The sequence below is a fragment of the Nocardia vermiculata NBRC 100427 genome (assembly GCF_001613265.1).
GTDB lineage: Bacteria > Actinomycetota > Actinomycetes > Mycobacteriales > Mycobacteriaceae > Nocardia > Nocardia vermiculata.
In genome coordinates, this window is the sequence record NZ_BDCA01000038.1 from 1 (window position 1) to 19,283 (window position 19,283).

Consider the following 19,283-nt stretch of genomic DNA (forward strand, 5'->3'; position numbering starts at 1 on the left):
ACAGGTACGTGTCCGGCACATCCCCCGGGGCGGACGACGCCGGCTCACGGGTGGTCGAAGTGGTCATATCAAGCCCTGATTCGGTTCGGACGTCACAGTGTTGATTCGATACCGCAGTCGAGCAGAGAAGATCCGGTGCACCGATTCGCCGACTTGTTCAGTCGAACGAATAGTTGCCGGCGCCAACTATACATACGCCCGACAGGTGCACTCCGCCCCCTCAGAACAAGGTCATCGGCTCGGTCGGCGCCGGTTCGGGCAGCGCCGGCACCGCCGCACCCGCGGATCGCACGTCCTCGTAGAAGCGGCGGGCCAACAGCAATGAATTCGCATTGTCCGGGGTGTGGACGAATACGGTCGGCGACCGCCCCTCGCGCAACCAGTCGACCACCGTCCGAACCCACGGCTCCCATCCGGCGACGGTCGCGGCCGTATCGTCACGGCCGTGGTACCGGACGATCGGATACTCGCTCAGCGCCCGCACCCGGCGGGGCAGCCGCGGCTTCTTCGCCCATGCCTCATGCTCCCCCGGACTTCCCGCAGGTGCCGCGAACAGCGTGGTGGTGTCGAAAGGAATCCACTCCGTATCGGTCCGCGCGAGAACGTATTCCAACCGGTCGGCGGCCTCGGGATCGACGAAGAACGCCCGGTGGCGCACTTCGACCGCACACCGATAGCGCCGCGGCAGCCGGTTCAGCAACCCGGCGAGCACACCGAGATCACCCGGACCGAACGAGGCCGGCAACTGGACCCACAGTGCGTGCACGCGCGGCCCCAGCGGTTCGATCGCGGTCAGAAACGCCTCGAGCTCTGCCTCCGCACCCCGCATCCGGCGTTCGTGAGTCACGGTTTTCGGCAGCTTGAGCACGAAGCGGAAATCCTCCGGAGTCTGACGCGCCCACGAGGCGACCGTGCCCGGGCCGGGCGTCGCATAGAACGTGGTGTTGCCCTCGACGGCGGTGCAGTACTCGGCGTATCCGGCCAGCCGGCGACGCGCGTCCGGCTGGTACGCGCGCCACGCGTCGTGCGTCCACTGCGCACATCCCACGGACAGCTTCATGATCTCGACGGTAACCGGTGCAGCCGACAGCCGTTACGCCTCAGCTGTTCCCGGCCTCCTTGCGGAAGAACACGACCTGATCGCCGTAATCGGCCAGCGCCCGCGCCTGTGCGGCCTGGCGGATTCCGCTCCCGGGCAGATCGGTCAGTTTCGCGAACATCGCGGAATTCCCGAAGGCCGCGCGCACCTGTGTTTCGGAGGCATAGTCCGCGCCATAGTCGGCAAGGGTCGCGAAATCCAGTGGCGCCAGGGGTGTTTCCAGCGGTTCCTGACCGGCCGGCCGGCCCAGCGCCGCATACTGGCGCGCCGCTCCGTCGGCGTACCAGCACAATTCGTAGGACAGGTTCTCGATGGTGTTCACCGCTACCACCGGCCATTGCCGGGACAACGCCAGCGCCAGCGGATTCCTACCGGTCGGAGTCAGCTCCCAGAACAGGCTCGTCACCGACACCCAGCTACCACCCGAACGGTGCACCAGCACCACGTCGTCGCCGAGTTCCGGATCGGTGTTGACGACGGGATCGGGCATATGCCAGTGGGCTTCACCCACTCCGGCGAACCCGGAGCTGTCCACCGGGGTGGCGCCGGCGGCGGCATAGGCCTCCAGCACCGCCGCGCGCACCCGGGCCACGCCGTCGGCCGAGGCACACCGCACCGCGAGCGCACCGTAGGAGGTGGCGATCTCCACCGGCTTGGAGGGCGGATCCGCCAGCGCCCCGGCGGCCAGCGGTTTGAGCCCGACCAGTCCGAGCTTCCAGTTGATCTCCTCGATGGTGGTCAGATCACCGGAGGTCTGGTACAGGATCTGCTGCTGGGTGAGATATCCCGCCCGCTCCAGCGTCGGGCAGTCCAATTTCACCAGTGCTGCCATAGTCTTGCTGGTGAACTCGAGCTCCTCGATCGGCGTCTCCCGCAACCGGGTGGTCATCTCCGGTGTGGTCCACGCCGAATAGCGCTCGCGGTACATCGCCAGCGCGGGCTTACGTGAGCGGCCGATCATCAAGGTGCGCAGCAGCATATTGAGGCTGGCCAGATAGCGACCGGCCTGATCCGGATTTCCGGCGAACAGGCCGGCACGGATGCGCACCGCCTCCGCGCTGGCCGCGATCGCCGATTCCGGATCCAAACGACACAGCCATACGCCGCACTTCGACAGCCCGTCGGCACACACCCCCGCCGCCATCGGGTAATTCTGCGCCACTTGGTGATACGCATCGCAGGCCTGGCGAATCGTGGCTGTCGCGAGCTCCCGATGCCCGATGGTGCGCGCCGCCTGTTCGAACAGGCGCAGCGCCTCGGTGACCTGGCCCGCGAACTGTGCGGTCACGTGGCCGGCGGTGAGCCAGCGCAGCCGGATCAATGCCGCTTCCTGGGCCGGCTCGAGTGCAGCAGGTGCACGGTCACGATCGGATCCGGACGTCTCCCCGGACGGCTCACCCTTGGTGCTCAGGCAGGCCCGGGCCAGTTCACACAGTGAGGCCGCCAAACGGAGCTCGGCCTCGGCCGTGCGCTGCTGCGCAGCCTCTCGGCGGTGGTCGGCCACTTGCTGTTCGATCGTGCTCAACGCACTGTCCATCGCAACTCCCGCATCACCGTCCACACGGTCGTCGACCGGCCGCATCGTGCGTGCCGAGTCTGCCATATCGTGCCGCCGCCCAGCATGCCGGCGATGCGGAGGCCGGACCCGGCACCACCCCATCCCCCGGCCCGCTACGGCGAATATGCGAATCGGTGTTAACTTATACGAGAACAGCGAGTAACTTTCAACGATCGGAGTGGCTATGACCACCGCAGTCGTCGTCGACGTCGTCCGGACCCCGTCCGGTAAGGGAAAAACCGGTGGCGGTCTGTCGGAGGTTCATCCGGCCACACTGCTGGCCGGAGTGCTGTCCGACCTCGTCGCGCGCAACGATCTCGACCCCGCGCTGGTCGACGATGTCATCGCCGGCTGCGTCACCCAGAGTGGCGAACAGGCGTTCAATATCGCACGCACCGCCGTGCTCGCGGCCGGCTTCCCGGAGTCGGTGCCCGCGACCACCGTGGACCGCCAGTGCGGCTCCAGTCAGCAGGCCGCGCATTTCGCGGCCCAGGGCGTGATGGCGGGCGCGTACGACATCGCCATCGCCTGTGGGGTGGAGTCGATGTCGCGGGTCCCGATGTTCTCCAACGGCCAAGGCGCCGACGCCAATCGCGGGCCCATTGCCCATCGGTACCCGGACGGCCTTGTACAGCAGGGGATCTCCGCCGAGGTCATCGCGGCACGCTGGAAGTTCGACCGGCATGCTCTCGACGAATTCGCAGCCCGGTCACACCGGCTGGCCGCGAATGCCGCCGCGACGGGCGGCTTCGCCCGCGAGATCGTTCCCGCCGGCACCCTGACCTCGGATGAGACCATTCGCCCGACCACCACGGTGGACGGCCTGGCCGGGCTACTGCCGGCCTTCGCCGACGACGAATACCTCGCCCGGTTCCCGGAGATCAATTGGTCGATCACACCGGGCAACTCGTCGCCGTTGAGTGACGGCGCCTCCGCGGCGTTGATCATGAGCGAGGAGACCGCCAAAGCGCTGGGCCTGCGCCCACGCGCACGCTTCCATTCCTTCGCGGTCACCGGTGACGATCCGCTGCTCATGCTGACCGCGGTCGTGCCCGCCACCCGCAAGGCACTCGAGCGGGGCGGCCTGTCGATCGACGATCTCGACGCCTACGAGGTGAACGAGGCCTTCGCCCCGGTACCGCTGGTGTGGGCACACGAGCTGGGCGCCGACCCGGACAAGCTCAACCCACGCGGTGGGGCCATCGCCCTCGGTCACCCGCTGGGGGCCTCCGGTGTGCGCATCCTCGCCACCCTGGTCAACCACCTCGAACAGACCGAGAGTAGGTACGGCCTGATGACCATGTGCGAGGCCGGGGGGCTGGCGAACGCAACGATCCTCGAACGGCTCGGCTGACCGAGCGGCCCTACAGCGAAAGCCGGTCGACGTCCCCGAATGGCGCCGACCGGCTGCCCGCTACCTCCGCCGGCAACTGTCGGGCACCAGATGCCCGGCGGTTACCAACGCGTCGAAGGCTGCCTGCTTGATATCGCAGCAGCTGGTCGAGCAATCGGAATGCATCTGCATCACCTGATGTGCGCGTTCCACGGTCAGTGGTCGAGTGGGCGCCGAATGTGCCATCACCACAATAAGTTCAGCAACCGACAACTCCATGACATGCCCCGTCCCGATTCTTAATGCTGGTGTAGCTATACGGTAACTCCACCAACCGATCGGTGCCGAGGGACAAGTACCGGACAACCCGTTGCCCCCAGGACATTCGGACGCATTCCCTGGTGCGGGCTCGCCTGATCTGCTGCCGCGCCTAGTCTTCGGCGTCGGGAAAGGCCTGTTGCCGGTGACCGCCGCGCAGTGTGCCTGTCACATAGGCGTTCTTACACGCACGCCGCGCGATCTTGCCGCTCGAGGTCCGTGGAATCGATCCGGCGGGCACCAACAGTAATTCCCGCACCGTCACGCCGTGCCGGGCCGAAATCGCTGCCCGCACCGCCTCCGCCACCGGTGCCGCATCGAGTTTCGCTGCACCCGAGCCGCGTTCGGCCACGATGACCAGGTGTTCGGAGCTCGAGGCCGAATCCGGGCCGGCATCGGCGGGCAGTTCGTCGGCACGCACCGAGAATGCCGCGACGAAGCCCGGGCGCAGCGCGTGCGAGCTCTCCTGCGCCGACATCTCGAGATCCTGCGGGTAATGGTTGCGGCCGTCGACGATCACCAGGTCCTTGACCCGGCCGGTGATGTAGAGCTCCCCGTCGTAGTACACGCCGTAATCGCCGGTGCTCATCCATCGAGCTTGTGGAGCAACATTTTCCGCATGGCTGCCGGCGAGCTGTCGAGCGGTGAGAACGTTGTGGAACGTGGCCTCGGTCTCTTCGGCCCGGTCCCAGTAGCCGATGCCCATGTTCTCCCCGTGCAGCCAGATCTCACCGACCTGCCCGTCCGGCAGTTCGGCGCCGTCGGTGCCGACGATCACCGCCCACTGCGAGCGCGCGACATATCCACACGACACTTGCGCCACAGCGTTTTCCGCATCCGGATCCACCTCGACCAGATGTCCGGCGTTGAGGCGTGCTCGGTCGGCGTAGATCACCCGTGCGGCGTCGTCGCGCCGGGTGGCGGAGACGAACAGGGTGGCCTCGGCCATTCCGTAGCACGGTTTGATCGCCGTCTTGGGCAGTCCGTACGGCATGAAGGCGTCGTTGAATTTCGCCATCGACGCCACCGACACCGGCTCGCTGCCGTTGATCAGACCGATCACATTGGACAGGTCCAGAGTGTCCTCCGGCTTCGGCCGGCCTCGCACCGCCGCATGTTCGAAGGCGAAATTCGGCGCAGCGGCGTAGGTTCCGGCGCCGTCGGAGGCCGCAGCCAGTTCCTTGATCCAGCGGTAGGGCCGCCGCACGAACGCACTCGGCGACATGATGGTGATGAACTTGCCGCCGATCGCGGGCAGGATCACGCACAGCAGCCCCATATCGTGGAACAGCGGCAGCCAGGTGACCCCCCGCGCGTTCTCGTCGATCCCGAGCGCATCGATCATCTGCAGCAAATTGGTGCCGACCGATCGATGGGTGATCTCCACACCCGCCGGAGTACGCGTGGAACCCGAGGTGTATTGCAGATAAGCCACACTGTCGACGGTGATATCCGGTTCGGTCCAGCTCGCGCCGATGCTGTCCGGGATCGCGTCCACGGCGATGACCCGCGGCCGCTGGGCGGCGGGCATGGCGCGGAAGAATTCACGCACCCCGGCCGCGGCGGAACTGGCGGTCAGGATCGCGGTCGGGCGGCAGTCGCCGAGTACCGCGTGCAACCGGTCGGTGTGCCCCGGCTCGTCCGGGTCGAACAGCGGCACGGCGATATTGCCCGCGTACACGGCCGCGAACAACGACACCACATAGTCCAAGCCCTGTGGTGCCAGGATCGCGACCCGGTCACGCGGCCGAGTGACCTGCTGCAAGCGCGCCGCCACCGCCCGCAGGCGGGCGCCGAACTGCCGCCAGGTGAGCTCGTGATACTCACCCTCGCGCTCGCGCGAGTAGTCGATATAGCGGTAGGCCAGCTCATCTCCGTTGGCCGCGCTGTGTTTGTCGACGAAATCGATCAGGGTCGCATCACCCAGAATCCTGATATTGCCGCTTTCGTCCAGATAGTCATCGAAGGTCTCGCCGATCATTCCCTATCCTTTTCACACACGACCGCGTCGTGCGATGACACCGAATACCCGGATCGACGCCGAGCCCGGCCACGGCCGGTGCCTCGACGATGGAGCTCAGTAGCGTCCGAAACTCAGCGACACATTGTGGCCGCCGAATCCGAAGGAGTTGTTGACCGCGTAATCGATCCGTCCCGCCCGGGCTTGGCCCTTCACGATGTCCAGATCGACCTCCGGGTCCTGGTTGTCCAGGTTCAAGGTGGGCGGTACGACACTGTCGCGAATGGACAGCACGGTCAGGACCGACTCCAGCGCCCCGACCGCGCCGATGGAATGCCCGAGCGCCGATTTCGGCGCGTATACCGAGGCATGATTGCCGACCGCGGCCGCGATGGCACGGGCTTCGGAGGTATCACCGATCGGGGTGGCGGTGGCATGGGCGTTCACATGTGTCACGTCGGCCTTCGACAGACCGGCGGTCTGCAGCGCGCGAGTGATCGCCCGGGCCGCGCCCTTTCCCTCCGGGTCCGGGGCGACCAGATGGAAGCCGTCGGAGGTGACCCCGGCGCCCAGCAACCGGGCGTGGATGGTGGCGCCGCGCGCCTTGGCGTGTTCCTCGGACTCGAGCACCATCATCGCGCCGGCCTCACCGAAGACGAAACCGTCGCGATCGGTGTCGAAGGGGCGCGAGGCGCGCTTCGGGTCGTCGTTGCGGGTGCTCATCGCACGCATCATGGTGAAGGCGGCAATCGGCACGGCCTGGATCGACCCTTCCACGCCCCCGGTGACGACCACGTCGGCATCACCCATGACGATCATCTTCCAGGCGTTCGCGATCGCCTCCGAACCGGACGAGCACGCCGAGACCGGCGTTGCGATACCGGCTTTGGCACCCAGTTCCAGGCCGGTCACCGCGGCCGGGCCGTTGGGCATGATCATCTGCACCGCCAGTGGAGACACCCGCCGATAGCCACCGTTGGCCATCTTGTCCTTGACGTCGATCAGCGCCTCCGCCCCGCCCAGGCCGGTACCCACCGAGACACCCAGCCGGACCGGATCAACCTCCGGCGCACCGGCGTTGCTCCATACCTCCCGGCCCAGGACCAGCGCCATCTGCTCGACGTAGGACAGCCGGCGGCTCTCCTCACGGGACAGTGCGCTGCTGGGGGCCACCTCCAGATGCCCACCGATCCGCACCGGCAGTTCGAACTGGTCGATGAACCCGTCGTCGAGCACATCGATCCCGCTCTCACCGTTCAATAGACCCTTCCAGGTGGAGTCGACATCACCTGCGATCGATGTGGTCGCGGCCAGACTGGTCACGACGACATCGCGATAGCGAACACGGCTGGAAACCGTCATTCTCGGCTCACTTTCGACGAGGCACACTGCGAAACGGGCAACACTGCGGCGAATACAAGCTGAAGCGACAACGGTGGCGGTGGAGCGGCTACATTAGCGAGGCGAACTCGACCGGCTGCACCCTACTGCCACCCTGGCGACCCGGTCGTGTCTGCACTGTACCGGTTTCTTCCCGCAGCGTCGCACCGCGATCCACAACGAGGAAGGCATCATCGTGGTCAGGAATCTCACCCAGCTCGAACTGCTGCTGGAGCTCGAACCCGTGGCGGCGAGCAACGTCGACCGCCACCTGTCGATGGCCAAGCAGTGGCACCCGCACGATTACGTCCCCTGGGACCGGGGACACAACTTCGCCGCGCTCGGCGGCGTCGACTGGGACCCCGCGCAGTCACGGCTGAGCGAGGTCGCCCGCGCCGCCATGATCACCAATCTGCTGACCGAGGACAATCTGCCCTCGTATCACCGCGAAATCGCCGAGAACTTCTCCACCGACGGAGCCTGGGGCACCTGGGTCGGCCGCTGGACCGCCGAGGAGAACCGCCACGGTATCGCCATCCGCGACTACCTCGTGGTGACCCGCGGAGTCGATCCCGTGGCACTGGAACGAGCCCGGATGATCCATATGACCAACGGTTACGACGCGATGAAACTGGTCCGCGACAGCGGCAAGGCCAGCCCCGCCGATATCGCCGACACCGGCTTCCTGCACTCGGTCGCCTATGTGACCTTCCAGGAACTGGCCACCCGTGTGTCACACCGCAACACCGGCAAGGTCTGCGACGACCCGATCGCCGACCGGATGCTCGCGCGCATCTCCGCCGACGAGAACCTGCACATGATCTTCTACCGCAACATGTGCGGCGCGGCTTTGGATCTGGCCCCGGACCAAGCCGTCGAGGCGATCACCGATATCGTGTGCCATTTCCAGATGCCGGGGGCGGGAATGCCGGACTGGCGGCGCAACGGCGTGCTGATGGCCAAACACGGTATCTACGATCTGCGCCAGCACCTGGACGAGGTGGTGCTGCCCGTGCTGCGCAAGTGGAAGGTCTTCGATCGCAACGACTTCACCTCCCGTGGCGATCGCGCCCGCAATACGCTCGGAGAGTTCCTGGAGAAGTTGCGAACCGATTGTGCGCGTTTCGAAGAACAGCGCGATCGGGCCCTGGCCCGCGAGGCCCGCAAACGCGATCTGGTGAGCTCGCGCGCCTGATTCACCGTGGTCCGGTGGTGTAAGCGACTGTATCCCCGAGCATTTCGAATTGGTTTCGAACCCGGCAGAGCGCCAGAACACATTGCCAGAAAATAGCCCTGGGTGCACACTGGGAGATATGACCGCTTCACCCCGCGCCGAACGCCCCACGGATACCGAAACCGTGGCGCTGATCGACGCACCTCACCCCGCCGTGCACGTCGAATTCCGGGCAGGCGACCCGGAACGCCGGGCCCGGGTGCGCGCGGTGATGGCCCGGGTGGGTAACCGACTCGACCATTGCTGACCACCGGATACCGCCGTCCCCCGCGAAATCGTTGTCGCGTGGGGCGGTTCGTTCGGCTCGGCCAACGGGCCCCGCAGCGTAGTCCACCAGCACCCTCGCGATACCCGATGTGCGCGGGTCGTCGCGAGACGGACACCTGCACAGTGCGATTCACGGGGCGCGCGGATCGTGCACCACTGCGGAACCGACGGACGACTTACGCGAGTTTCGGTGCGTGAGAACACCGGGACGGGCGCGTACACTCTGCGGATCCAATTGGAAAGGGATCCGCAGCATGGACGCGGTGATCACGGAAGTTGCGGTCGAAGGTAAGCGGCTCATCGACGAGGCGTGGCTGGGGCGGATCAGCCGTGAACAGGCAGTGCACCGGTTCGTTCAGGTCGGTGACGGGATGGTCGAGTTCGACACCGCCGCCGATATCGTGGACGACGGGCTGGCCTGGCTCGACTCCCATGCCACCCGATTCCGGCTGTTGGGGTGGTGCTCCTGGCTGGAACTACCGGTATTCGGCGGTCTGGCGATCCTGGGGGTGTTCACCGGTGACTATCTGGCGACCGGCTTCTCACTGATTCTGCTGGCTGCATTACAGCTGGTACATCGGCACATCGGTCCGTACCGGACGCCCATCGCACGGCGGCAGCGCAGCCACTGACGACGGCTGACGCGCGACGGTACCGTGCTCGAGTTCCAGCAACCTTCGCTTGCCGGCGAGGCCGCCGGCATAACCGGTGAGGCTCCCGTTCGCACCGATCACGCGGTGGCAGGGCCGCACGATCAGAACCGGATTCGCGCCGATTGCAGCACCGACCGCCCGGACCGCGGCCCTCGGGGCACCGATCCGCTCGGCGATCCTCCCGTAGGTAGTGGTTCGGCCGTACGGTATTTCGTCCAGCGCCTGCCAGACGCGGCGCCGGAATTCACTGCCCCCGACGGCGTAGTCCACCTCGAATCGGGTCCGTTCCCCGGCGAAGTAGGCATCCAGCTGATCGCGGACCGAGGCGAACGCGGCATCGTCGCGGGCCCATTGCGTACCGACGACCACCGCCGACCCGGATCCCGCGACGGACAACGCCGACAACACCGTTCCGGCCGGGGCTCTTTCACCCGCGAGCACAAGTTCGCCGAGCGGACTCGACATGGTCGTGTAGACCGTCATCGCTGATCCTTCCGGTATTCGATTCCCATACCCCAATCTTCCGGAGTGCGGCAGCGAATACCGGCGGAAATCAGACATCAGACCCGACGGCCTCGCCTGGCCCTACCCTCGCTCGCGCCACTGCCGGCGTCGACAGCTCACACGTTCTGCAGTACCGGCGTCCGCCGAACCGGTTTCAGCGTCTTGTCCAGATTCGTCCGCAGCGTGGTGGCCGAATCCAGCAGGTAGTTCTGCCGAACCTTCCACGGATGCCGATCGCCCTGGCGCGGGAAGTCCCCGATGGAGCGCTGAATGTAGCCCGCGGCGAGATCGAGTAGCGGCCGTTCGTCGAGTCCGGTCTCCGGTTCCGGCGCGACCGCCGGATAACCACGCCGGTCCATATGGGCGATCACCTTACACACCAGCCGCGAGGTGAGGTCGGCGCGCAGCGTCCACGACGCATTGGTGTAGCCGATGCAGACCGCGAAATTGGGGACGCCGGTAAGCATCGTCCCCTGCCAGACGAAACGATCCGACAGCTCCACCGGCACGCCGTCGACCTCCAGCGAGATACCGCCGAAGGCGAGAAGTTTCAGCCCGGTGGCCGAGACCACGGCATCGGCCTGCAGCACCCGGCCGGACTTCAACCGGATCCCTTCGGGGACGAACGTATCGATGTGATCGGTGACAACCTCGGCCTTGCCCTTGCGCATGGCCTTGAAGAAATCGGCGTCGGGCACCGCACACAGGCGCTGATCCCACGGGTTGTATTCCGGGGTGAAATGCTCGGCGACCAGCTTCTCGTCCTTCAGGATTCGGGTGGTCAATCCGGTGAGCAGGGCGCGCGCGGCCTGCGGGCGACGTCGGCAGTACTGGTAGAAGCCGACGTTGAACAGAATGTTCTTGATTCGAATCACCCGGTGCGCGAGCTTCGGCGGCAGCAGTTCGCGAATCCGGTCGGCCCGCTTGTCGCGACCGGGCACCGCGGAAATCCAGGTCGGCGAGCGCTGCAACATGGTCACCTGCTCCGCCTGCTCGGCCATGGCCGGAACCAGGGTCACGGCCGTGGCCCCACTCCCGATCACGACGACCTTCCGGCCGGTGTAGTCGAAGTCCGCCGGCCAGAACTGCGGATGAACCATGGTTCCGGAAAAGTCTTCGACCCCCGGGAAGTCGGGCGCGTGCCCCTGGTCGTAGTCGTAGTAACCGGCGCACGAGTACAGGAAACGGCAGCTCAGGGTGCGAGTCTCGGCACCCTGCCGCACAGTGAGAGTCCACCTCGAGGCCGCACTCGACCACTGCGCCGCAACCACTTTCGTACCGAAACGAATCTTCTCGTCGATGCCGTGCCGCCGGGCCGTCTCGGTGATGTAGCGCAGGATCGAGGGCCCGTCGGCAATGGATTTCGCATCGCGCCACGGCTCGAACGGGTAACCGAGGGTGAACATATCCGAATCCGAGCGAACCCCCGGGTACCGGAACAGATCCCAGGTGCCGCCCAGCGATTCGCGTGCCTCGAGGATCGCATACGACTTCCCCGGCAGTTCGGTCTGGACGCGGTAGCCGGCCCCGATTCCGGACAGCCCGGCACCCACGATCACGACATCGACATATTCACCAGCAGCGGTCATGGTTCCAGTGTGCTGCCAACTGCGGCCGGTTTCTTGACTTTGCACGACAAGTATTTGACTCTGGATGACATGTCGGTGATCAGATCCGCCGGTTTGCGCGGATTCCGAGCGACCGTGGCCGAATTGGGCGGTAACGCGGAGGAATACGCCACGGCCTCCGGCCTGCCGGTCGCGGCGCTGGACGCCGACGATCTGCTGGTATCGGATCAGGCGATGGCGATCGCCTTCGAGGTGGCCGCCGACCGACTGGACTGCCCCGACCTTGGCCTGCGTATCGCGGCCCGGCAGGATCTGGGGATGCTGGGCCCGCTGGCCTTGGCGATTCGCAGTTCCCCCACCCTTGCCGACGCGTTGGAATGCACCTCACGCTATCTGTTCGTCCATGCGCGTTCGCTGCGGCTGGCCATCGAGCCGGACCCGTACGGCGAACGCGGAATCACGGCCCTGCACTACGGCGTACACCCCGGGCTGCCGACCCTGGTCCAAGGCACCGACGTGGGCCTGGGCTTTCTGCATCGCACGCTGATCCGTTTGGTCGACGGCCCGTACGGCTTGCGCTCGGTGGAATTGCCCTACCGTCCCCCGGCGCCACGTGCGGCATACGAGGATTTCTTCGGCGCCCCGGTCCGTTTCGAGCGGCCCGCTGCCGTACTGCGGATTCCGAGCAGCCTCACACATCGAGCGATCGCCGGCGGCGACGAGAATCTGCGCCGGCTGGCAATGGCGTTCCTGGCCGAACAGGCCGGCGACGCCGGCGCGCAGACGGTGCCGCGGGTGCGGGCGGCCGTGCAGCAGTTGCTGGGCACCACGGCGCCCGGGATAGGTTCGGTGGCACGGCTGCTGGCCGTCCATCCACGCACCTTGCAGCGCCGCCTGGCAACCGAGCAGACCAGCTTCGCCGCGATCGTCGACGAGGTGCGCCGCAGCGAGGCGCGGCGCTATCTGACCACCACGGACCTGCCGATGAGCCAGATCGCCTCACTGCTCGGTCTGGCCGAGCAGGCCACACTGACCCGGTGCGCGCGGCGCTGGTGGAGTACCACGCCCACCGCGGTGCGGCGGGGCCGAGCGCGACCGTGATCACGGCCGGGCCCAGATCAGTGCTTGATGCTCGGATCCCACATGCTCGCGACGAGGGAGAACCCCTCGATGGAGCTCAGCGGCACGATCGCCTCGTAGGTGCGCTGATAGCCGGTGCTCGTGATGCGCCAACGACCGTCGGCCTCGCGGCGGTAGGTATCGCGGTAGTAGGCCGCACCGCGGATCCACACCTTGTAATCGGGGACGATGACCGTATCTTCCATCGCCCAACTGCCGGACGCGGTGTCACCGTCGATCGCTATTTCGGGATGGTTCGCGATATGCGAGGTGATCATCGTGCCCGACATCGCGCCGCTCAAGTATTCGACGACGGCGTCACGACCGGTGAACTGCAGCGGCCGCCCACCCGACGGGGATCCGTAGTCCGCGACGATGTCCACGGCGAGGGTATCGGCGAATTCGTCCCATTTACGCAAATCCAGCGTCCGCAGATAGCGGTATTTCAATGAACGAATCTCTTCCAACGCAACGAGATCCACCGCTGCCACCTCCTGATGTCGACCCGGCTCCGCCAGCAGAATAGAACACGTTCCGCCCCGGCAACCGGGGTCGACCGGTCACCGGGACTGCACGCCGGTCAGGCGTGCGTACCGCCGTCGATGCGCACCTCGGTGCCGGTGATGAACGCACCGTCGTCGGAGGCCAGCATCGCGACGACACCGGCGACGGTGTCGGGCGCGGCGAATCCCTGGCCGAGTATCGGCATGAGTTTGGTGAACAGCCCGAAATCGGCGTCCTCGGGCAGCCCCGGCCCCCGGCCGTCGGTCATATCGCTGGAGATCGAGCCGGGCGCCACCGCCACGGCACGCAGGCCCTGCTTGCCGTATTCGACGGCCAGCGCATGCGTCATCGACATGATGCCGCCCTTGGACGCGGCATAGGCGGCCATGTACGGATGCGCGAAATAGGTGGAGGTGGAGGCGAAGTTCACGATCACGCCGCGGCCGGATTCCAACAGCGCCGGCAGCGATTCCCGGATCATCAGGAAGGTGCCGGTGAGATTGGTGGTGATGATCCGGTTCCAGTCCGCGAGCGGCATCTCGTGGGTGTGCGCGGAGCGCAGGATGCCGGCGGCATTGACCAGCGCGTCCAGTCCACCCAGCGTTTCCAGCGCCGTGCCCACGCCGGCCCGCACCGAATCCTCGTCGGAGATATCGATGACCACGGTGCTCAACCGGTCCGCACGACCTTGTTCGGCGGCCTGCTGCATCGTCTCGGCCAGTCCCGCATCGTTGACATCGGCGCCGACCACGGTGCCGCCCTCGGACAGAATACGATGCACGGTGGCCCGGCCGATGCCGGATCCGGCGCCGGTGATCAAGACACGGCGATCGGCGAAACGCTCCATGGCGAAATCTCCTCGAATGGGTGGCTGAAACTGCCGCCATACTAACCGGCCAAGCGCTTGTTCGGCAGCACACTGCAGCAGCCCACCGCGACGCCCGGTTGCGCATGCCGGATTGATCGCGCGGTGCTACTGCCGAACCCGGAATTCCGTGGGAGCATAGGTCTGTTTCCGCAGATCACAACCGATCGGACAAACCGGGCGCACGGCGGCATTCGGACCATTTGATCTTGTCGCGGTGCCACACTCGAACATGGTTGGGCTCGAGGAGGAACTGTGACAAGAGCACCGTCTCGCCGCGCCGCCGAGATCGAGGCCGAGCGGCCCTATCCCAGGCGGGTAGCGCCGAAGGGTTCGCAGATCTGGACGATCGTCAACACCACCGATCCGAAACTTCTCGGCGTCATGTACATCGTGACCTCGATGACGTTTTTCCTGATCGGCGGCCTGATGGCGTTGCTGATGCGCGGCGAGCTGGCCAGACCGGGACTGCAGTTCCTCTCCCCGGAGCAGTTCAATCAGCTGTTCACCATGCACGGCACGATCATGCTGTTGTTCTACGCCACGCCGATCGTGTTCGGATTCGCCAACTGCATCCTGCCGTTGCAGATCGGGGCGCCCGACGTGGCCTTCCCTCGCCTGAACGCACTCAGCTACTGGCTCTACCTGTTCGGCGCCGCCCTCGCCACCGCCGGATTCATCACTCCCGGCGGCGCCGCCGACTTCGGCTGGACGGCGTACACGCCGCTGTCGGACATCGTGCACTCCCCCGGTGTCGGCGGCGATTTCTGGATCATGGGCGTCGCATTGTCCGGCGTCGGCACCATTCTGGGCGCGGTCAACATGATCACCACGGTCGTCTGCCTGCGCTGCCCCGGCATGACGCCGTTCCGTATGCCGATCTTCACCTGGAACATCCTGGTCACCAGCATTCTGGTCCTGCTGGCCTTCCCGTTGCTGACCGCCGCACTGATGGGCTTGCTGGTGGACCGCCATATGGGCGGTCACATCTTCGACGCGGGCAACGGCGGCATGCTGCTGTACCAGCATCTGTTCTGGTACTTCGGCCATCCCGAGGTCTATATCGTGGCGCTGCCCTTCTTCGGGATCATCACCGAGATCATCCCGGTGTTCAGCCGGAAACCGGTGTTCGGCTACACCACATTGGTCTTCGCGACCATCTCGATCGCGGCACTGTCGGCGGCGGTCTGGGCGCACCACATGTATGCCACCGGCGCGGTGCTGCTGCCGTTCTTCTCGTTCATGACCTTCATGATCGCCGTCCCCACCGGAGTGAAGTTCTTCAACTGGATCGGCACCATGTGGAAGGGCCAGCTGACCTTCGAAACGCCCATGCTGTGGTCGCTCGGTTTCGTCGTCACCTTCCTGTTCGGTGGCCTGTCGGGCGTGATCCTCGCCAGCCCGCCCCTGGACTTCCACGTCACCGACACCTATTTCGTCGTCGCCCATTTCCACTACGTCCTGTTCGGCACCATCGTGTTCGCCACCTTCGCCGGGATCTACTTCTGGTTCCCGAAGCTCACCGGCCGGCTGTTGAACGAGCGGCTCGGAAAGATCCACTTCTGGACGACCTTCCTGGGATTCCACACCACTTTCCTGGTCCAGCACTGGCTGGGCGCGGAAGGTATGCCGCGGCGTTATGCCGACTATCTGCCGAGCGACGGCTTCACCACGCTCAACACGGTATCCACGATCGGTTCGTTCATCCTCGGACTGTCGATGGTGACCTTCGTCTGGAACGTCTTCCGCAGTTACCGCTACGGCGAGGTCGTGGCCGTGGACGATCCGTGGGGCTACGGCAACTCGCTCGAGTGGGCGACGAGCTGCCCGCCCCCGCGGCACAACTTCTACGAACTGCCCCGGATCCGTTCGGAGCGACCGGCTTTCGAACTGCACTATCCGCACATGTCGGATCGGATGCGAGCCGAATCGCACGTCGGCTGGGGCACACCGAAACCCGATCCGGCGAAGGACAAGGCGACCACGACGTCCTGAACTCGTTCGGCTCATCAGTGCACAACACGCAAAACACCCACCGTGGATCGAACCACTCGCTAGCCTGTGACAGATGATTTCGACGCTCGTCTGGGGCACCGGCAATGTCGGCCGGGCCGCCATTCGCGCCGTGGACGCACATCCGGCGCTGACGCTCTCCGGAGTGCTGGTTCATAATCCGGACAAGGTCGGCCGCGATGCCGGCCACCTCGCCGGACTCGATCGCACCCTCGGTGTCGTAGCCACCGCCGATATCGACGACATACTGCGCCGCCCACCACGCGCCGTCGTCTACGCCGCCTCTGGTGATATCCGACCCGATGACGCCCTGCGCGATATCGTCTCCCTGCTGCGGGCCGGTGTCGTCGTCGTCACCCCTGCGCTGTACGCGCTCTACGACCCGCGCCACGCACCCGCGGAACTCCGCGACCCGGTGACCGCAGCGATCGACTCCGGTGGTGGCTCACTGTTCGTCTCCGGCGTGGACCCGGGATGGGGTAACGATGTGCTGCCGCTGCTGCTCAGCGGGCTGGGCCGCCGCATCGACACGATCCGCTGCCAGGAGATCTTCGACTACACCACCTACGACCAGCCCGATTCGGTGCGCTACCTGGTCGGCATGGGGCAGCCGATGGACTATGTCCCCCCGATGACCGCCCCCGGCGTGCCGACCATGGTGTGGGGCGGACAGCTCCGGCTGCTGGCCCGGGGGCTCGGTGTCGAACTGGACGAGATCCGGGAGACGCTGGACCGCCGGGCCCTCGACACCACGGTGCACACCGCGGCGATGGGGGAATTCGAGGCGGGCACTCAGGGGGCGGTGCGTTTCGAGGTCCAGGGCATCGTCGGCGGGCAGCCGCGTCTGATCATCGAGCACATCACCCGTATCCATCCGGACTGCGCGACGGATTGGCCCCTGCCACCGGACGGGGCCGGCGCGCATCGGGTCGTACTCGAGGGCGACCCGCGGATCGAGGTGACCGTGGCCGCCGAGACCGAGGGCGGAAACCGCGCCGCCGGCGGAAACGCCACGGCCGTGGCCCGGCTCGTCAACGCCATCGAATGGCTGGCCGCCGCCGAGCCCGGTCTCTACGACGCACTCGATGTCCCGCTGCGCCCGGCGCCCGGACTGTTCGGCATCGAACCGCGAAAAGCACCGCACGAGTAAAGGACACAGCATGATCATCGACGTTCCGGAGGGTAAGGACCCGATCTCCTATGTATGGGGCGAGATGGTCCCCGGTATCGGAGTCGCGGCCTCGAAGTTCTCCCTGGCGGTGTACTCCGACACCACACTCGGCCTACGCGAATTCGAGGCCGCACGGCTACGGATCGCCCAGATCAACGGCTGTCTGTTCTGCCAGGACTACCGCACCGAACGCGACGGCAGGAAAGTCGAGGCCGACTTCGATCAGGCCGTCACCGACTGGCGCACCACCGCAGCCTTCGACGAGCGGACCCGGCTGGCCGCCGAATACGCCGAGCGCTACGCGGTCGACCATCACAATCTCGACGACGAATTCTGGACGCGGATGACCGCGCACTACACGCAGGCCGAAATCGTCGAGCTGAGTATGTGTATCGGTTCCTGGCTGGCGTTCGGGCGTCTCAACCGGGTGCTGGGACTGGATACGGTATGTGTGCTGCCCGGCCACTGACCATCACCACACGCCGGGCACGAGCCGCCTGGTGCGAGCGCGATACTGCTCGTACGCCCGGCCCAGCGTTTCGACCATCGCCTTCTCCTCCACCACGATCCGGCGCAGGAACGCGAGGGCGGGCACGATGGTCACGAGCAGCAACGAGATCCAGTTCCCGGCGGCAATTCCGAAGCCGATGGTGAGCTGCAGAACTCCACTGTAGGAAGGGTGGCGCACCCAGTGGTAGGGGCCGCGATCGACCACGGCCTGATCGGGATCGACCTCCACCGTGGTGCGGAACGCCGAGCCCAGCACGGCGATGGCCCAGATCCGTACCGCCAGGCCGAGCAGCATCAGGGCGACACCGATCACCTGCCACACGACAGGACCGGATTCGTCGAATCTCAGATCGCTGCCGGCGGGTAAGGCGATGGCCACCACATTCGCCACCACGATCGATACCGCGACGAGAATCATGATGACGGTGCGAGTGCCGCGATCGCGCGCGGTCGCGCCCTTGCCACGGGCCCGATCCCGCAGGGCCAGCCCGATCTCGAAGATCAGCCATATCCAGGTGACGACCACTGCCGCATCCATCACGATCCTCCTCATGCGTCGACGCCGAACGACCCCTGCACATACGACTAGACACCGGATCGGGACTCGGCTGCATCGGGGATGTCCCGGAATTCGACCCCGGTACGCGTTGTCGCGCATGCGCCACCGCCCGCCACTCGCATGGCACCGTCGGCTCGCCGGGACCGCTAGGATCGGCGACGTGCCCGAGTCCGCGAGCCCCGCGCCGGCCTCCGTCCAGGTCTGGCGGGCTTTGCAACGGATCTACATGGACCTGGGACCCGAGCTGGACTCCGAACTGCGCCGGGTGACCGGGTTACCCGCGAGCTGGTACGACATGCTGGTCGAACTGTCGGGCACACAACATCTTCGGATGAGTGATCTCGGTGAGCGCATGGTGCTGAGCCGGACCCGGGTCAGCCGGCTGGTGGGCGAATTGGAGGGGCGCGATCTGGTCCGTCGCGAAAGCAATCCCGCCGACGGCCGATCGGCCTACGTCGCCATCACCACCGCCGGATGGCAGCGCCTGCACGAAGCCACCCCGCACCACCGCGCGGCCATCGATCAGCATTTCGCCGGCCTGCCGGACGGAGAGTTGAAAATCCTCGCCACGGCCCTGCACAAGGTGATCGGCGGATCGCCGGGGTTCCCCGATCCGCCCCCGGCACGAGTGAGCAGGCCGTCGTGGCACGACGAGCGCGCACAATAGA

General features: G+C 66.1%; 18 protein-coding genes. 9 read left to right on the forward strand and 9 right to left on the reverse strand.

Features of this window, described 5'->3' with window-relative positions; translation table 11 throughout:
* Window positions 1–220: 220 nt before the first annotated feature.
* Window positions 221–1,060 (reverse strand): DUF72 domain-containing protein, encoded by an 840-nt coding sequence (locus NV2_RS27395; protein WP_067880692.1) that lies wholly within the window; start codon window positions 1,058–1,060, stop codon window positions 221–223.
* 40 nt (window positions 1,061–1,100) lie between these two features.
* Window positions 1,101–2,702, reverse strand: a complete 1,602-nt coding sequence (locus tag NV2_RS27400) for a hypothetical protein (RefSeq protein WP_245662802.1) — start codon at window positions 2,700–2,702, stop codon at window positions 1,101–1,103.
* A 139-nt stretch (window positions 2,703–2,841) separates the two neighbouring features.
* Here NV2_RS27400 and NV2_RS27405 point away from each other — a divergent pair, with 139 nt between their 5' ends.
* Entirely contained in the window at window positions 2,842–4,011 is a 1,170-nt protein-coding gene (locus NV2_RS27405) for a thiolase family protein (protein ID WP_067880695.1), read from the forward strand.
* A 409-nt stretch (window positions 4,012–4,420) separates the two neighbouring features.
* On the opposite strand, the gene fadD32 is transcribed toward NV2_RS27405, so the two are convergent.
* Window positions 4,421–6,289, reverse strand: a complete 1,869-nt coding sequence (gene fadD32 / locus NV2_RS27410) for a long-chain-fatty-acid--AMP ligase FadD32 (RefSeq protein ID WP_067880698.1) — start codon at window positions 6,287–6,289, stop codon at window positions 4,421–4,423.
* Between the two features lie 96 nt (window positions 6,290–6,385).
* Window positions 6,386–7,630: a KasA/KasB family beta-ketoacyl-ACP synthase gene (locus NV2_RS27415; RefSeq protein WP_067880701.1), complete on the reverse strand. Its 1,245-nt coding sequence runs from the start codon at window positions 7,628–7,630 to the stop codon at window positions 6,386–6,388.
* A gap of 214 nt (window positions 7,631–7,844) precedes the next feature.
* Between NV2_RS27415 and NV2_RS27420 the strand changes: the two genes are divergently transcribed.
* The 3 genes from NV2_RS27420 to NV2_RS27425 all read left to right on the forward strand — a co-directional run bounded on the left by NV2_RS27420 (window position 7,845) and on the right by NV2_RS27425 (window position 9,781).
* The gene (locus NV2_RS27420; protein ID WP_067880704.1) at window positions 7,845–8,843 is read left to right on the forward strand and encodes an acyl-ACP desaturase; all 999 of its coding nucleotides are present in this window, start codon (window positions 7,845–7,847) and stop codon (window positions 8,841–8,843) included.
* A gap of 118 nt (window positions 8,844–8,961) precedes the next feature.
* Window positions 8,962–9,129, forward strand: a complete 168-nt coding sequence (locus NV2_RS31595) for a hypothetical protein (RefSeq protein ID WP_157103122.1) — start codon at window positions 8,962–8,964, stop codon at window positions 9,127–9,129.
* Between the two features lie 274 nt (window positions 9,130–9,403).
* Window positions 9,404–9,781 (forward strand): hypothetical protein, encoded by a 378-nt coding sequence (locus NV2_RS27425; RefSeq protein WP_067880707.1) that lies wholly within the window; start codon window positions 9,404–9,406, stop codon window positions 9,779–9,781.
* Here NV2_RS27425 and NV2_RS27430 read toward each other — a convergent pair.
* The gene (locus NV2_RS27430; RefSeq protein WP_084475579.1) at window positions 9,713–10,285 is read right to left on the reverse strand and encodes a methylated-DNA--[protein]-cysteine S-methyltransferase; all 573 of its coding nucleotides are present in this window, start codon (window positions 10,283–10,285) and stop codon (window positions 9,713–9,715) included. The two genes, NV2_RS27425 and NV2_RS27430, sit on opposite strands and share 69 nt — an antisense overlap.
* Window positions 10,286–10,422: 137 nt before the next feature.
* Entirely contained in the window at window positions 10,423–11,895 is a 1,473-nt protein-coding gene (locus NV2_RS27435; protein WP_067880710.1) for a flavin-containing monooxygenase, read from the reverse strand.
* Between the two features lie 69 nt (window positions 11,896–11,964).
* Here NV2_RS27435 and NV2_RS27440 point away from each other — a divergent pair, with 69 nt between their 5' ends.
* Window positions 11,965–12,975, forward strand: a complete 1,011-nt coding sequence (locus NV2_RS27440) for an AraC family transcriptional regulator (RefSeq protein ID WP_067880822.1) — start codon at window positions 11,965–11,967, stop codon at window positions 12,973–12,975.
* A 17-nt stretch (window positions 12,976–12,992) separates the two neighbouring features.
* Here NV2_RS27440 and NV2_RS27445 read toward each other — a convergent pair whose 3' ends face one another.
* Window positions 12,993–13,475 carry a nuclear transport factor 2 family protein gene (locus tag NV2_RS27445; protein WP_067880713.1) on the reverse strand — a complete coding sequence of 161 codons (483 nt, stop codon included), beginning with the start codon at window positions 13,473–13,475 and terminating at the stop codon, window positions 12,993–12,995.
* 98 nt (window positions 13,476–13,573) lie between these two features.
* On the reverse strand, window positions 13,574–14,344 hold the full coding sequence (locus NV2_RS27450) for an SDR family NAD(P)-dependent oxidoreductase (protein ID WP_067880716.1): 771 nt from the start codon (window positions 14,342–14,344) through the stop codon (window positions 13,574–13,576).
* Window positions 14,345–14,617: 273 nt separating this feature from the next.
* Here NV2_RS27450 and ctaD point away from each other — a divergent pair, with 273 nt between their 5' ends.
* The 3 genes from ctaD to NV2_RS27465 all read left to right on the forward strand — a co-directional run bounded on the left by ctaD (window position 14,618) and on the right by NV2_RS27465 (window position 18,015).
* The gene (gene ctaD, locus NV2_RS27455; protein WP_067880719.1) at window positions 14,618–16,357 is read left to right on the forward strand and encodes an aa3-type cytochrome oxidase subunit I; all 1,740 of its coding nucleotides are present in this window, start codon (window positions 14,618–14,620) and stop codon (window positions 16,355–16,357) included.
* 73 nt (window positions 16,358–16,430) lie between these two features.
* On the forward strand, window positions 16,431–17,525 hold the full coding sequence (locus tag NV2_RS27460; protein WP_067880722.1) for an NAD(P)H-dependent amine dehydrogenase family protein: 1,095 nt from the start codon (window positions 16,431–16,433) through the stop codon (window positions 17,523–17,525).
* A 10-nt stretch (window positions 17,526–17,535) separates the two neighbouring features.
* Complete coding sequence (locus NV2_RS27465; protein ID WP_067880725.1) at window positions 17,536–18,015, forward strand: carboxymuconolactone decarboxylase family protein; 480 nt, start codon at window positions 17,536–17,538, stop codon at window positions 18,013–18,015.
* Between the two features lie 3 nt (window positions 18,016–18,018).
* Here NV2_RS27465 and NV2_RS27470 read toward each other — a convergent pair whose 3' ends face one another.
* Entirely contained in the window at window positions 18,019–18,594 is a 576-nt protein-coding gene (locus NV2_RS27470; RefSeq protein ID WP_067880728.1) for a methyltransferase family protein, read from the reverse strand.
* Between the two features lie 181 nt (window positions 18,595–18,775).
* Between NV2_RS27470 and NV2_RS31815 the strand changes: the two genes are divergently transcribed.
* Window positions 18,776–19,282 (forward strand): MarR family winged helix-turn-helix transcriptional regulator, encoded by a 507-nt coding sequence (locus NV2_RS31815; protein ID WP_067880731.1) that lies wholly within the window; start codon window positions 18,776–18,778, stop codon window positions 19,280–19,282.
* Window position 19,283: the final 1 nt, after the last annotated feature.